Origin of the sequence: Microbacterium sp. EST19A (assembly GCF_019969685.1) — a bacterium.
In the GTDB taxonomy this organism is placed as follows: Bacteria; Actinomycetota; Actinomycetes; order Actinomycetales; family Microbacteriaceae; genus Microbacterium.
Genome location: NZ_JAHXYZ010000004.1, coordinates 248769 through 262021 on the forward strand (window position 1 = coordinate 248769; position 13253 = coordinate 262021).

The following is a 13253-nucleotide window of genomic DNA, read 5'->3' on the forward strand; positions in this document are numbered from 1 at the left end:
CCGACGCCGCGGCGGCCGCCGACTCTAGGCGACCCCGCATTCCTGCCTGCGCACGCGCGGCGGTCGAGTGCCGGTGTCGCCGCTCCGGCCCCGCCCATGGCCCCGATTCCTCGGGGGCCCGACCGTTAAGGTAGAAGCATGACGTATACCGTCGCCGTCTCCGGCGCATCCGGCTACGCAGGCGGCGAGATTCTGCGCCTCCTGGCCGATCATCCCGACATCGAGATCCGCACCGTGACGGCCCACTCGAACGCCGGCCAGCCGCTCGTCGACCACCAGCCGCACCTCCGTTCGCTCGCCCACCTCACCCTGCAGGACACGACGCCGCAGATCCTCGACGGACACGACATCGTGTTCCTGGCGCTGCCGCACGGGCAGTCCGGGCAGTACACGGACGCGCTCGGCGATGCACCGCTCGTGATCGATGCGGGTGCCGATCACCGTCTCACGTCGCAGTCCGCGTGGGATGCGTTCTACGGCGGGGACTTCCACGAGGCGTGGACCTACGGTGTACCGGAGCTGCTCGTCGACGGTGTGAAGCAGCGCGAGCACCTGCGCGGTGCGACCCGCATCGCCGCCCCCGGCTGCAACGCGTCCACCGTGAGCCTCAGCCTCGCGCCCGGCATCGCGGCGGGAGTCATCGACCCGTCCGACATCGTCGCCGTGCTCGCTGTCGGTCCATCGGGCGCCGGCAAGAGCCTCAAGACGAATCTGCTCGCCGGAGAGATCCTCGGCAGCGCCAACCCGTACGCGGTCGGCGGCACGCACCGTCACATCCCCGAGATCCGTCAGGCGCTCGCCGCGGCCATCCCGTCTGGTCTGCCCCGAGGAGCGGACGACATCCGCATCTCGTTCACGCCGGTGATCGTGCCGATGTCGCGCGGCATCCTCGCGACCTCGACGGCGCCGATCGCCGACGGCGCGACCGACGCCCAGATCCGCGACGCGTGGGAGAGCGCCTACGGCGACGAGACGTTCGTGCAGCTCCTTCCGGAGGGGCACTTCCCGCGCACCGCGGACGTGCTCGGCGCGAACACCGCGCTGATCGGCCTCGCCATCGACCGCGCCGCCAACCGGGTGACCGTCGTCACCGCGGTCGACAACCTCGTCAAGGGCACGGCCGGCGCGGCCGTCCAATCCATGAACATCGCGCTCGGTCTGCCCGAGAACCGCGCCCTCTCAGTCAACGGAGTCGCACCATGAGTGTCACCGCCCCCGCAGGATTCGAGGCAGCAGGCGTCGCCGCAGGACTCAAGTCCACCGGCAAGCCCGACGTGGCCGTCGTCGTCAATCGCGGACCGCGCAAGGTCGGGGCCGCCGTCTTCACGAGCAACCGCGCCAAGGCCAACCCGATCATCTGGTCGCAGCAGGTCGTCGCCGACCGGGTCGTCGAAGCCGTGGTGCTGAACTCCGGCGGGGCGAACTGCTTCACCGGCGCGTTCGGATTCCAGACCACGCACCAGACCGCCGAGAAGGCGGCCGAGCTCCTCGGCGTGAGCGCCGGCGACGTCGTGATCTGCTCGACAGGGTTGATCGGCGTCGGCGACGAGGTGTTCCGCGGCAAGGTGCTCGACGGCACCACCCAGGCGATCGCCGAACTCAGCGCCGACGGGGGACAGGCCGCCGCGGAGGCGATCATGACGACCGACTCCGTGTCGAAGACCGCCGTGGTGTCGCGAGACGGCTGGACGATCGGCGGAATGGCGAAGGGCGCAGGCATGCTGGCGCCCGGACTCGCCACGATGCTCGTGGTGATCACCACCGATGCGGTCGTCGAGCCGCTCGACGCCGACGCGGCCCTCCGCCGTGCGACCGGTCAGACATTCGACCGGCTCGACTCGGACGGCTGCATGTCGACCAACGATCAGGTGACGCTGCTCGCCAACGGCGCATCCGGCATCGCTCCCGATCTCGACGACTTCGCCGCCGCGCTCACCGAGCTCTCGCAGGAGCTCGCCGTGAAACTGCAGGGCGACGCCGAGGGCGCGAGCCACGACATCACGATCGAGGTGCAGCACGCGGCATCCGAGCAGGAGGCCGTCGAGGTCGGCCGCTCCGTCGCCCGCAACAACCTCTTCAAGGCGGCGATCTTCGGCAACGATCCCAACTGGGGTCGGGTGCTGGCGGCGATCGGCACCACCAGTGCGCAGTTCGATCCGTACGACGTCGACGTGTGGATGAACGGTGTCCGGGTGTGCAGCGAGGGCGGCCCCGACCGGCCCCGCGAGGAGGTCGATCTGACGCCCCGCGCCACGCACCTCGTGATCGACCTGAAGTCGGGCGACGCGACGGCGACGATCCTCACCAACGACCTCACCCACGATTACGTGCACGAGAACAGCGCCTACGCCTCATGACCGACATCCAGGACACCCCCGCCGAGGTCGCCGCGCAGAAGGCGACCACCCTCATCGAGTCGCTGCCGTGGCTGAAGAAGTTCCGCGACCAGATCGTCGTCATCAAATACGGCGGCAACGCCATGGTGTCGGACGAGCTGCAGGATGCGTTCGCGCAGGACATCGCGTACCTCCGCAACGTCGGCGTGCAGCCGGTCGTCGTGCACGGAGGAGGTCCGCAGATCTCCGACATGCTGCAGCGGCTCGAGATCCCCAGCGAGTTCAAGGGCGGCTATCGCGTCACGAACACCGAGGCGATCAGCGTCGTGCGGATGGTGCTCACCGGTCAGGTGAACCCGCAGCTGGTCTCGAAGATCAACTCGCACGGTCCGATCGCGACCGGACTCAGCGGAGAGGATGCCGGACTCTTCGGCGGCCGCCGCCGCGGAGTGGTCATCGACGGACTCGAGGTCGACCTGGGCCGTGTCGGCGATGTCGTCGAGGTCGATCCGACGCCCGTGCTCGACCACCTCGCTGCGGGCCGCGTTCCCGTGGTGTCGAGCATCGCGCCCGACCTCGACCACCCGGGGCACTCGCTCAACGTCAACGCGGATGCTGCGGCCGCTGCTCTCGCCGTGGCGTTGAAGGCCCGCAAGCTCGTCGTGCTGACCGACGTGCCCGGACTCTACGCCGACTGGCCGAACCGCGACTCGCTCGTGTCGCATCTGACCGCGGTCGAGCTCATCGAGATGCTGCCGAAGCTCGAGTCCGGCATGATCCCCAAGATGCGCGCCTGTCTCGATGCCGTCGAGGGCGGCGTCGACGCGGCAGCGATCATCGACGGACGGGTGCCGCATTCGGTGCTCGTCGAACTCTTCACCAGCAAGGGAATCGGAACCGAAGTGGTTCTGGGAAAGACGGAGGTGACGGCATGACCGTCTGGCAGGACGATGTGGCACGCGATCTCGTGCAGAACGCGGGAGATCGGCTGGCGCTGCTCACGCGCGGTGAGGGCTCGTACCTGTGGGATGCCGACGGCCGACGCTACCTGGACTTCCTCGCCGGCATCGCCGTGACCTCTCTCGGTCATTCGCACCCGGTGTTCGTCGAGGCGATCTCGAAGCAGGCGGCGACCCTGGCGCATGTCTCGAACTACTTCGCCACGCCGCCCCAGCTCGCTCTCGCCGCGCGCCTCAAGCGCCTCGCGGGCGCCGGCATCGACGGACGCGTCTACTTCTCGAACTCCGGCGCCGAGGCGAACGAGGCGGCCTTCAAGCTCGCCCGTCTGCACGGCGGCACCGAGCGCCCGCGCATCCTCGCGCTGGAGAACGGATTCCACGGTCGCACGATGGGTTCGCTCGCCATGACGGCGAAGGCCTCGATGCGGGCGCCGTTCGAGCCGATGCCCGGTGGCGTCGAGCACATCCCCGCGACGCTCGAGGCCCTCGAAGCGGCCATCGACGACCGGGTCGCCGCGATCATCGTCGAGCCGATCCAGGGGGAAGCGGGTGTCGTCGAGCTGCCTGAGGGGTACCTCGCCGCCGCGCGTTCGCTCACGCTGGCGCACGGCGCCCTGCTCATCGTCGACGAGATCCAGACCGGAGCCGGCCGCACCGGGGAATGGTTCGGATTCAACCACGAGGGCATCACACCCGACGCGATCACCCTCGCGAAGGGGATCGGCGGCGGCTTCCCGATCGGCGCCCTGGTCACGTACGGTGCCGCGAGCGACCTGTTCACCCCCGGGTCGCACGGTTCGACGTTCGGCGGCAACCCGCTCGGCACCGCCGTGGCCGATGCCGTGCTCGCCGAGATCGAGCGCGCCGGGCTCGTCGAGAACGCGGCGCGCCGCGGCGAGGAGCTTCGTGCGCTGATCAGCGGCATCGACTCTCCGCTGGTCTCCGCTGTCCGCGGCCGTGGCCTCCTGATCGGGGTCGCGCTGTCCGAACCTGTCGCGGGTGCCGTGGTGGCCGCGGCTCAGGAGCGCGGTCTCATCGTGAACGCCGCCAACCCCGAGACCGTGCGCCTCGCGCCGGCTCTCACCATCGGCGACGAGCAGCTCTCCGAGTTCCGCGAACTGTTCACCGCCGCGCTCGCCGATGTCTCGGCATCCGTCTCTGGAAAGGTATCCGCATGACCCGCCACCTGCTGCGTGACGACGACCTCACGCCCGCCGAGCAGGCGGAGATCCTCGATCTCGCCATCGAGCTGAAGAAGGACCGCTGGGCGGACAAGAGCCTCGCGGGGCCGCAGACCGTCGCCGTGATCTTCGACAAGTCCTCGACCCGCACGCGGGTGTCGTTCGCGGTGGGCATCGCCGACCTCGGCGGCTCTCCGCTCATCATCTCGACGGCGAACAGTCAGCTCGGCGGCAAGGAGACCCCGTCCGACACGGCGCGCGTGCTCGAGCGGCAGGTCGCGGCGATCGTCTGGCGCACATACGCGCAGGCGGGGCTCGAGGAGATGGCGGAGGGGACCCGCGTTCCCGTGATCAACGCGCTCTCCGATGACTTCCACCCCTGCCAGCTCCTGGCCGACCTGCTCACGATCCGCGAGCACAAGGGCGAGCTGAAGGGGCTCACGCTCACCTTCTTCGGCGACGGTCAGAGCAACATGGCGCATTCGTACGCGCTCGCCTGCGTGACGGCGGGCATGCACGTCCGCATCGCGTCTCCCGCGGACTACGCCCCCCGCGCCGACGTGATCGAGGCGGCCGATCGCCGTGCCGCCGAGACCGGCGGTTCGATCGCGCTCTACACCGACGCCGTCGAGGCGGCCGCCGGCGCCGATGTCGTCGTCACCGACACGTGGGTGTCGATGGGCAAGGAGGAGGAGAAGCTCGCGCGCATCCGCGATCTCGGCGGGTACAAGGTGACGCCGGAGACGATGCAGCTGGCCGACCCGGAGGCCATCTTCATCCACTGCCTCCCGGCGGATCGCGGCTACGAGGTCGACTCGAACGTCATCGACGGCCCGCAGAGCGTGGTCTGGGACGAGGCGGAGAACCGCCTCCACGCCCAGAAGGCGCTGCTGGTCTGGCTGCTCGGCAAGAAGGACTCCTGATGACCGACGCCACGCACGAAGGCACGAACGAGGGCGCGCTCTGGGGTGCCCGCTTCGCCACCGGTCCGGCACCGGAGCTCGTGGAGCTCAGCCGTTCCACCCACTTCGACTGGATCCTCGCGCCGTACGACATCGCCGGCTCGCACGCGCACGCGACGGCGCTCGCGGCGGCGGGGTATCTCGAGCCCGAGGAGGCCGAGCAGATGCACGCCGGGCTGGATGCCGTGGCGCGCAAGGTCGCCGACGGCACGCTCCTCCCGGTTCCGACCGATGAGGACGTGCACGGCGCGCTCGAGCAGGCGCTGATCGCGGAGCTCGGGCCGGAACTCGGCGGGCGGCTCCGTGCCGGCCGCAGCCGCAACGACCAGATCGCGACTCTCGTGCGCATGTACCTGATCGATCACGCGCGGGTGATCGCCCGCGACATCCTGCGTGTCATCGACGCTCTCGTCGCGCAGGCCGAGGCGCACCCCGAGGCGATCCTGCCCGGACGCACGCACCTGCAGCACGCGCAGCCGGTGCTGCTGGCCCACCACCTGCAGGCTCACGGCTGGCCGCTCGTGCGCGAGCTCGAACGGCTCGTCGACTGGCGTCGCCGCGCGGGGGTCTCGCCCTACGGCGGGGGAGCGCTGGCCGGCTCGACGCTCGGTCTCGACCCGGCGCTCGTGGCGAGCGAGCTCGGACTCGACCGTCCGGCGGAGAACTCCCTCGACGGGACGGCCGCGCGCGACGTGGTGGCGGAGTTCGCGTTCATCACGGCGATGACCGGAGTCGACATCTCGCGCCTCGCCGAGGAGATCATCCTCTGGAACACGCGCGAGTTCGGCTTCGTCACGCTCGACGACGGCTACTCGACCGGGTCGAGCATCATGCCGCAGAAGAAGAACCCCGACATCGCCGAGCTCGCCCGCGGCAAGTCCGGCCGACTGATCGGCAACCTGTCCGGACTGCTGGCGACGCTCAAGGGCCTGCCGCTCGCATACAACCGCGACCTGCAGGAGGACAAGGAGCCCGTCTTCGACTCGGTGCAGACCCTCGAGGTCGTGCTCCCGGCCTTCGCCGGCATGATCGCGACCCTGCGCTTCGACACGGAGCGGATGGCGACACTCGCACCGCAGGGCTTCTCGCTTGCGACCGATGTGGCCGAGTGGCTCGTGAAGCAGCGCGTTCCCTTCCGCGACGCCCATGAGATCTCGGGTGCACTCGTGCGTGCCTGCGAGAAGCAGGGGATCGGGCTCGAGGACGCGTCCGACGAGCTGCTGTTCTCGGTGTCGTCGCACCTCGTGCCGGCCGTGCGGGAGGTCCTCACGATCGAGGGCTCCGTCGCGTCGCGCACCGGTGTCGGAGGAACCGCTCCGGTGCGCGTGACCGAGCAGCGGGCCGAACTCGTGGCACGGGCCCAGGCCGCGGCCCACGCCCTCGGGCTGTAAGGCCCGGGTCCGTCCAGACTCAGTGCAGGTCGGTGTCGGCCTCCGAGCCCACCCACCGGGTGAACCGCACGGCGAGTCCCGCGCGGGTCGGGGCGGCGAGGAGCGGACCGGCGGATGCGGCGGCGTCGCCGTCGAACGGGGCGACCCGGACCAGGCGCCAGGGTCCGTCGTCGGCGCGGGCGCGGACGATCAGGGCATCCGCCCACCGGCTCACGCGCACGGTGATCTCGCTGTGCAGCCACTCGTCGACGTGTCCGACCGACCAGTCCGAGCCGCCGGCGGTGACGACGGCGCCGAGGCCGAGGTGTCCGTCGGCGTATTCGACACCGGCTTTCATCCAGTGCTCGTCGTCGATGCGGACGAAGAGGCCGGCCTGATCGAACTGCCCTTCCCACGGCGCACGGAACGACACCTCCATCGCCTCGCCGACCGCGAGCGGGGCGAGCAGGGCGTGCTCGGTGTCGTGAACGAAGCCGTAGGCGGTGTGCCGCCAGGCATCGCTGCCCTCGACAGCGGTGACCTCCAGATCGGTGCCGTGCGCGACGGCGGTGTGCGGGGCGTTCGTCCAGGTTCCGGCATCCCAGGGGATGATGTGCGATTCAGGCATGAAATCAATATATAGCCGATGAAGGCATAAAGCGAAGTTATGCGTGATATGGTTATGCCATGGTCATCGCCGTACTCGCCGACATCGTGGGCTCTCGCCGGCTCGACGATCGCAGCGCCGCCCAGCAGATCCTGGACGACACCATCGCCAGGGTCGAAGCCGATCTTCCGCTCGCGACCCGGCCGCTCACGCCCACGGTCGGTGACGAGCAGCAGGGCGTCTACCGCGACCTCGGCGAGGCGATGATCTCGCTGCTGATGATCCAGCTGCGTCTGCCCGACGGGATCGGCTTCCGGTTCGGCATCGGCGTGGGGGAGGTCTCGGCCGTCGAGTCCGTGCACGGCGAGCTCGCCGACGGCCCGGGGTGGTATGCCGCCCGGGCAGCCATCGACACCGTGCATTCCCGGGAAGGCCGCGCCATACCGCGAGCGCGCACCTGGATTGTCGGAGCCCCGGGGCAGGATGAGGTCATGGAGAGCACGATCGCGGCATCGAACGCCTACCTCCTCGTCCGAGACGAGCTGGTCGGCGCGATGAGCGAGCGGGAACGCCGCCTGACCTACGGCCGCCTGATCGGCCGGTCGCAGCACGAGCTCGCCGAGGAGGAGGGCATCTCCCAGCCGAGCGTCTCGAAATCGCTGCGCAGTGCGGGGGCCGCCGCGCTTCTCGAAGGCGTGTCCGCGCTGCGAGGAGGAGCCGCATGATCATCGCCGGCTTCGTGCTCCTCGCCGTCGGCGCCGTCGACCTGGTGCGCCAGTTCGCTCCCCGCCGCTGGATCGGGTACCTCACCGTCGCCGTGCTGCTGCTCCTGCTCGGCAGTGTCAGCGACGCACTCCTGCCCATGATCGCCGCCCTCGTCGTGGGCGCGCTCTGGGTGTGGTCGATGCCCGACGAGCGGCGTGCGCCGCTGGGATTCTGGCCCGCGGTGATCCTCGGCCTCGTGAGCGTCGGTGCGGTGGTGTGGCTCGGCGCGCGAGCGGATGCCGGACTCATCGGCGATGTCTGGAGCCTGCGGTCGCCCTTCGGCGACGTCTCCTTCGACCTGGCGATGCTGGTCCTCGGCGCGGGCGTCTTCCTCCTGGAATCATCCAATCTCGTGGTGCGCGCGGCGCTCGACGGCGAGCACACCTGGCGTCCCTCCGACCCGGAGCCGGCCGCTCCCGTCGTCCCGGAGCCCACGACTCCGGTCCCGCTGGTTCCGCCGGTCGGCGACGGGTCGGATGCCGCTGTCGATGCGGCACCGACGAAGCCCGCCGATCCTCGGGGCGGCTTCAAGGGCGGACGTCTGATCGGCCCGCTCGAGCGCACGATCGTGATGATCCTCACTCTCGCCGCCGCCTATCCCGTGCTGGCGGCGATGCTCGCGGCGAAGGGCATCGTCCGCTTCCCCGAGATCTCCCGCGACGGCGAGACCGGAGCACGGGCCGAGTACTTCCTCGTCGGCAGCCTCGTCAGCTGGGTGATCGCGCTGAGCGCCGCGTTCCTCGTCTGGTGGGCGGCGCACAGCTGAGACGTGGCGCGCTGATAGCCTGGAGCGCGTGTCAACTCCCGCTCTGACGACCGCGACGCCGGCGATCGACCCCACGTTCGAGAACGTGTGGGACGAACTGCTGTGGCGCGGGCTTGTCCACGTGTCCACCGACCAGGAGGCGCTCCGCGCCCTTCTCGCGGGAGACCCCATCACGTATTACTGCGGGTTCGATCCGACGGCGCCGAGCCTGCACCTGGGGAACCTCGTGCAGCTGCTCACGATGCGCCGCATCCAGCTCGCCGGGCACAAGCCTCTGGGCCTGGTCGGCGGATCCACCGGTCTCATCGGCGATCCCCGGCCCACGGCGGAGCGCACGCTCAACACGCGCGAGACCGTCGCGGAATGGGTCGATCGACTGCGCGCCCAGGTCGAGCGCTACCTCAGCTTCGAGGGCGACAACGCCGCGCGCATGGTGAACAACCTCGACTGGACGGCGCCGATGTCGGCGATCGACTTCCTGCGCGAGATCGGCAAGCACTACCGGGTCGGCACGATGCTGAAGAAGGATGCCGTCGCCGCGCGTCTCGCGTCCGACGAAGGCATCAGCTACACCGAGTTCAGCTACCAGATCCTGCAGGGCATGGACTACCTCGAGCTGTACCGCCAGTACGACTGCGTGCTGCAGACCGGCGGATCCGACCAGTGGGGCAACCTCACCAGCGGCACCGACCTCATCCGTCGTGCCGAGGGAGCGTCCGCGCACGCCATCGGCACGCCGCTGATCACGAACAGCGACGGCACGAAGTTCGGCAAGAGCGAGGGCAACGCGATCTGGCTCGATCCCGAGATGTGCAGCCCGTACCGGATGTACCAGTTCTGGTTGAGCACCGCAGATGGCGACGTCATCGAACGGCTGAAGATCTTCACGTTCCTCAGCCGTGCCGAGATCGAGGAGTACGCGGCGCTCGTCGAGTCCGAGCCGTTCCGCCGTGCCGCACAGAAGCGTCTCGCTCTCGAGGTCGTCGCCACGGTGCACGGCATCGATGCGGCCGCCGCCGTGATCGCGGCATCCGAGGCGCTGTTCGGTCAGGGCGACCTGTCCGCGCTGGATGCCGACACGCTGCGCACCGCGCTCGAGGAGCTGCCGAATGCGACCGTCGCCTCCGGCACGCCCGTGCTCGATGCGCTGGTCACGACCGGGTTGGTGTCGAGCCTCTCCGAGGCGCGGCGCGCGATCAGCCAGGGTGGTGTGTCGCTCGACGGCTTCCGGGTCGACGAGACGGCGCTCATCCAGGGTGCGCTTCCCGGGGGAGTCTCCGTGCTCCGCCGTGGCAAGAAGACTCTCGCCGGCGTCTTCATCGGCTGAGCGCGCCGGTGCCGTTCACGCCGAGCCACGCGGTCGTCGCGCTGCCGTTCATCCGCACGCCGCTGGTGCCGGCGGCGATCGCGATCGGCGCGATGACCCCGGATCTCCCGCTCTTCGTGCGCGGCGTCGGGTTGAACTACTCGTTCACCCACACGTTCGCGAACGTCGTATGGACGGCCGCGCTCGCGTTCGTGCTGTTCGTCGTGTGGCGCGCCGTGCTGCGCCCTGCGGTGCCGGAGCTGTCCCCACGATGGCTCGCGGCACGCCTCCCCGAGGAATGGGACGAGGGCGGGATGTTTGCCGCCGGGCGGGCTGTGGGCGCGGGGGAGAAGCGCCTCTATCCTCTGCTGCTCGCGGTCTCGCTCATCCTCGGAGTGCTCTCGCACATCGTCTGGGACCAGTTCACGCATGAGGGGCGCTGGGGCGTGCAGCTGCTTCCCGCCCTCGATGCGCAGTGGGGTCCGCTCACCGGCTTCAAGTGGCTGCAGCACGGATCCAGCGTGCTCGGACTCGCCATCATCGGCGTCTGGGGACTGCTGTGGCTGCGCCGGCACGGCCCGCGTCCTGCCGTGACTCCGCAGTTGCCGCACGGGATGCGGGTGGCGTGGTGGCTGTCGCTTCCGATCATCCTGATCACTGCGTGGGTCCTCGGACTCATCGTGCTCGGCCCGCTCGACGCGGAGTTCACGCCTCAGCATCTCGCGTATCGGGTGCTTCCGCCGGCGTGCGCCGTATGGGGTGCGATCACGCTGGTGCTGTGCATCGTACTCGCCCTGCGCGGCGGCCGTCACCAGCGGGGCTGATCCCGTCCCCAGGGGTGGGGCGCCGCGAACTCGAGGCCAGGGATCGCCGGTCGCGCCGTCTCCAGCTGGCTGCCGCCGACGAGGAAACGGGCGGTGTGCCGCGACAGGTCGATGGCGACCTCGGGAGCCGGTTCCTCGCGGCGTGGCATCCCGAGCAGTTCGGCGGCGACACGGCGCAGCGACGTCCGCACGCTCCACGAGCCGCCTTCGACCGCGCGACGATGCAGCAACGTGGTGACGGCGGCGGCCAGGAGGTAGCCCGCGCTGTGATCGAGCGCCTGTGCCGGCAAGGCGCCTGGTCGGTCGCCGTCCGGCGACTCGACGAGCGCAATACCCGACTCGGCCTGGACGAGGCTGTCGAACCCTGCTCGATCCGGGAGATCCGCGCCCCACGCGCTGAGTTGTGCGACCACGACTCCCGGATGTCTCTCCCTGAGGGCTTCGATGCCGAGACCGAGACGTTCGAGGGCGGCGGGCCGATACCCCAGCACGACGGCATCCGCTTCGGCGAGGAGCTCATGGATCCGGTCGGACCGGGCATCGAGCAGCGCAGATCGCTTGCCGTGACCGGTGTCGAGATGCTGCCACTCCGGCTCCGGCAGCTCGGGCGGATCGATGCGGAGCACGTCGGCGCCGAGCAGCGCCAGCGTACGGGTGCAGACGGGACCTGCGATGACACGAGTCAGGTCCAGCACCCGGATGCCGTCGAGTGGCAGCCCCGCAGAGCCCGCGACGGAACGGCGAAGACCGTCCGGGGTTTCGGCTCGTCCGATGTCGAGGAGAGGAGCGCGTCGTCGTGCACCGTCATCGTCGGGGTCGTCGCGAAGCACGGGCACGGCGAGACCTCCCGCGGCGACGATCGCGGCAACGGCCTCTGCGCCTGCTCGCTCGGCGACGGCATCGCGCACCTGCTCGGCATCGGCGTCGTCGCGCAGGCCCAATCCGGTGCGCAGGCCCGCCGCGTGGTGCGGATAGTTCCCGTGCGTGCGGATCCAACCGTCGGCGGCGCGCCAGAAACCGGAGAACGGCGACCACACCGGGGGAGCGGCCCCGTCGATCGTGAGCACGCGGTCGCTCCGGTAGGCGACGGCGATGCGGTCGGGATCGAGAGACGACGGGGGCCGACCGGCGGCGAGTGTTGCGGCGCCGACGCTCGCCCCGGCGAGCCCTCCCGTCGAGAGGCGGGAAGGCAGCGGCACGGAAACGGACCGATCCACGACATCGTCGAGGACGCGAGGGTCTGCCTCGAGCTCGGCCCAGACGCGGGAGAGCAGCTCACGACCGGCGCTCATGCGGGAGCCTCGCCTGCCGGACGGCCGAGGGCTCGCCAGGCCTGGACTCGGACGCGCTCGACCGGATCGTCGACCAGAGCGTCGATGATGCCGGCCGGGTCGGGAAGGCGGTGGGCGGCGACCACCTTGAGCGCCATCTCGCGCACACGCCACGACTCGTCGCTCGTCGCGCTGAGCACGGTCTCCGGATGAGCGGGACCGAGGTGGAGGAGAGCACGCGCGCCCCAGACCCGAGCCCAGTATGCCGGCCACCCCGGAGTGCCCGTGAGCCAGGAGATGTCGGGGTAGTGAGGATCCGCACCGTCGATGTCGCCGGACAGAAGCCCCTCGCTCCAGCTCACGACGACATCGTGTCCGAAGACGTCGGCGGCGAGGCGCACGCACTCCCGCGGGTGAAGGCGCCGATCGGGGAGTGCGAGCATGGCGCGATCGTACTCCCGCGCGCTCGTGGGCCGGAAAACGGGCCTGACCCGGCGGAATGCCGCTCGCGCGTGCGCACGACACGCCCGGGGGTGCGCCCTCGATTTGCCAGAACCCCGGAATCCCCGTAACTTATTACTTGTTCACCCCACAGGGAAGCGGAGAAGCCCCGAGCTTCACCCCCCTCAAGCGGAGAACCACTCCCGATCCACTCTCACTTGAGAGATCAGGCGCTTGCGTCTAGGATGGGAGGTCCACCCCTTCTGCGGCTGTCAACGGCTGCGCAGCGGATCGAAGATCCGCTCGGCGCGCTGGTTTGACAAGCGGGTCGGGATGGCTAAGATAGAGAAGTTGCCCTGCGGGCCTGGTTGTGATGACTGGGTCGTGGGAGCATCCGATCCTTGAGAACTCAACAGCGTGCACTTGTCAAATGCCAAATTATCCTCGTTCAGTCGTTTTTCGGCT

Annotated in this window: 14 protein-coding genes; 10 read left to right on the plus strand and 4 right to left on the minus strand. The window is 69.8% G+C overall.

Going from position 1 to position 13253, the window contains the following annotated elements:
- Nucleotides 1-138 precede the first annotated feature (138 nt).
- From argC to argH, 6 genes are read left to right on the plus strand one after another with little or no spacing between them, the layout of a single operon-like run.
- Nucleotides 139-1203, plus strand: a complete 1065-nt coding sequence (gene argC / locus LC452_RS20175) for an N-acetyl-gamma-glutamyl-phosphate reductase (RefSeq protein ID WP_223628554.1) — start codon at nt 139-141, stop codon at nt 1201-1203.
- Nucleotides 1200-2357: a bifunctional glutamate N-acetyltransferase/amino-acid acetyltransferase ArgJ gene (argJ, locus tag LC452_RS20180; RefSeq protein ID WP_223628556.1), complete on the plus strand. Its 1158-nt coding sequence runs from the start codon at nt 1200-1202 to the stop codon at nt 2355-2357. The genes argC and argJ overlap by 4 nt, the downstream gene beginning before the upstream one ends.
- Nucleotides 2354-3271: an acetylglutamate kinase gene (gene argB, locus LC452_RS20185; RefSeq protein WP_223628558.1), complete on the plus strand. Its 918-nt coding sequence runs from the start codon at nt 2354-2356 to the stop codon at nt 3269-3271. Before argJ ends, argB begins: the two co-directional genes overlap by 4 nt.
- A complete protein-coding gene (locus LC452_RS20190; protein WP_223628560.1) occupies nt 3268-4473 on the plus strand; it encodes an acetylornithine transaminase in 1206 nt (401 codons plus the stop codon). The genes argB and LC452_RS20190 overlap by 4 nt, the downstream gene beginning before the upstream one ends.
- On the plus strand, nt 4470-5399 hold the full coding sequence (gene argF, locus LC452_RS20195) for an ornithine carbamoyltransferase (RefSeq protein ID WP_223628562.1): 930 nt from the start codon (nt 4470-4472) through the stop codon (nt 5397-5399). The genes LC452_RS20190 and argF overlap by 4 nt, the downstream gene beginning before the upstream one ends.
- Complete coding sequence (gene argH / locus LC452_RS20200) at nt 5399-6829, plus strand: argininosuccinate lyase (RefSeq protein ID WP_223628564.1); 1431 nt, start codon at nt 5399-5401, stop codon at nt 6827-6829. The genes argF and argH overlap by 1 nt, the downstream gene beginning before the upstream one ends.
- 19 nt (nt 6830-6848) lie before the next feature.
- On the opposite strand, the gene LC452_RS20205 is transcribed toward argH, so the two are convergent.
- A complete protein-coding gene (locus LC452_RS20205; RefSeq protein ID WP_223628566.1) occupies nt 6849-7436 on the minus strand; it encodes a DUF1349 domain-containing protein in 588 nt (195 codons plus the stop codon).
- Between the two features lie 59 nt (nt 7437-7495).
- On the opposite strand from LC452_RS20205, the gene LC452_RS20210 reads away from it, so the two are divergent.
- The 4 genes from LC452_RS20210 to LC452_RS20225 are packed head-to-tail and all read left to right on the plus strand — an operon-like array spanning nt 7496 to nt 11076.
- Nucleotides 7496-8140 carry a SatD family protein gene (locus tag LC452_RS20210; protein WP_223628568.1) on the plus strand — a complete coding sequence of 215 codons (645 nt, stop codon included), beginning with the start codon at nt 7496-7498 and terminating at the stop codon, nt 8138-8140.
- Nucleotides 8137-8946 carry a hypothetical protein gene (locus LC452_RS20215; RefSeq protein WP_223628569.1) on the plus strand — a complete coding sequence of 270 codons (810 nt, stop codon included), beginning with the start codon at nt 8137-8139 and terminating at the stop codon, nt 8944-8946. The genes LC452_RS20210 and LC452_RS20215 overlap by 4 nt, the downstream gene beginning before the upstream one ends.
- A 28-nt stretch (nt 8947-8974) precedes the next feature.
- On the plus strand, nt 8975-10273 hold the full coding sequence (tyrS, locus tag LC452_RS20220; RefSeq protein WP_223628571.1) for a tyrosine--tRNA ligase: 1299 nt from the start codon (nt 8975-8977) through the stop codon (nt 10271-10273).
- A gap of 8 nt (nt 10274-10281) precedes the next feature.
- Nucleotides 10282-11076 carry a DUF4184 family protein gene (locus LC452_RS20225; protein WP_223628572.1) on the plus strand — a complete coding sequence of 265 codons (795 nt, stop codon included), beginning with the start codon at nt 10282-10284 and terminating at the stop codon, nt 11074-11076.
- On the opposite strand, the gene LC452_RS20230 is transcribed toward LC452_RS20225, so the two are convergent.
- The 3 genes from LC452_RS20230 to LC452_RS20240 form a co-directional block, all read right to left on the minus strand.
- Complete coding sequence (locus LC452_RS20230) at nt 11061-12368, minus strand: CoA transferase (RefSeq protein WP_223628573.1); 1308 nt, start codon at nt 12366-12368, stop codon at nt 11061-11063. The two genes, LC452_RS20225 and LC452_RS20230, sit on opposite strands and share 16 nt — an antisense overlap.
- A complete protein-coding gene (locus LC452_RS20235; RefSeq protein WP_223628575.1) occupies nt 12365-12790 on the minus strand; it encodes a HEAT repeat domain-containing protein in 426 nt (141 codons plus the stop codon). Before LC452_RS20235 ends, LC452_RS20230 begins: the two co-directional genes overlap by 4 nt.
- Nucleotides 12791-13060: 270 nt before the next feature.
- A partial coding sequence (locus tag LC452_RS20240) for a hypothetical protein (protein ID WP_223628576.1) occupies nt 13061-13253 on the minus strand: 193 nt, incomplete at its 5' end.

Bases quoted from the DNA above. Each gene is read 5' to 3' on its own strand.
- argC (WP_223628554.1), top strand. From the start codon at position 139: ATGACGTATACCGTCGCCGTCTCCGGCGCATCCGGCTACGCAGGCGGC.
- argJ (WP_223628556.1), top strand. From the start codon at position 1,200: ATGAGTGTCACCGCCCCCGCAGGATTCGAGGCAGCAGGCGTCGCCGCA.
- argB (WP_223628558.1), top strand. From the start codon at position 2,354: ATGACCGACATCCAGGACACCCCCGCCGAGGTCGCCGCGCAGAAGGCG.
- LC452_RS20190 (WP_223628560.1), top strand. From the start codon at position 3,268: ATGACCGTCTGGCAGGACGATGTGGCACGCGATCTCGTGCAGAACGCG.
- argF (WP_223628562.1), top strand. From the start codon at position 4,470: ATGACCCGCCACCTGCTGCGTGACGACGACCTCACGCCCGCCGAGCAG.
- argH (WP_223628564.1), top strand. From the start codon at position 5,399: ATGACCGACGCCACGCACGAAGGCACGAACGAGGGCGCGCTCTGGGGT.
- LC452_RS20205 (WP_223628566.1), bottom strand. From the start codon at position 7,436: ATGCCTGAATCGCACATCATCCCCTGGGATGCCGGAACCTGGACGAAC.
- LC452_RS20210 (WP_223628568.1), top strand. From the start codon at position 7,496: ATGGTCATCGCCGTACTCGCCGACATCGTGGGCTCTCGCCGGCTCGAC.
- LC452_RS20215 (WP_223628569.1), top strand. From the start codon at position 8,137: ATGATCATCGCCGGCTTCGTGCTCCTCGCCGTCGGCGCCGTCGACCTG.
- LC452_RS20230 (WP_223628573.1), bottom strand. From the start codon at position 12,368: ATGAGCGCCGGTCGTGAGCTGCTCTCCCGCGTCTGGGCCGAGCTCGAG.
- LC452_RS20235 (WP_223628575.1), bottom strand. From the start codon at position 12,790: ATGCTCGCACTCCCCGATCGGCGCCTTCACCCGCGGGAGTGCGTGCGC.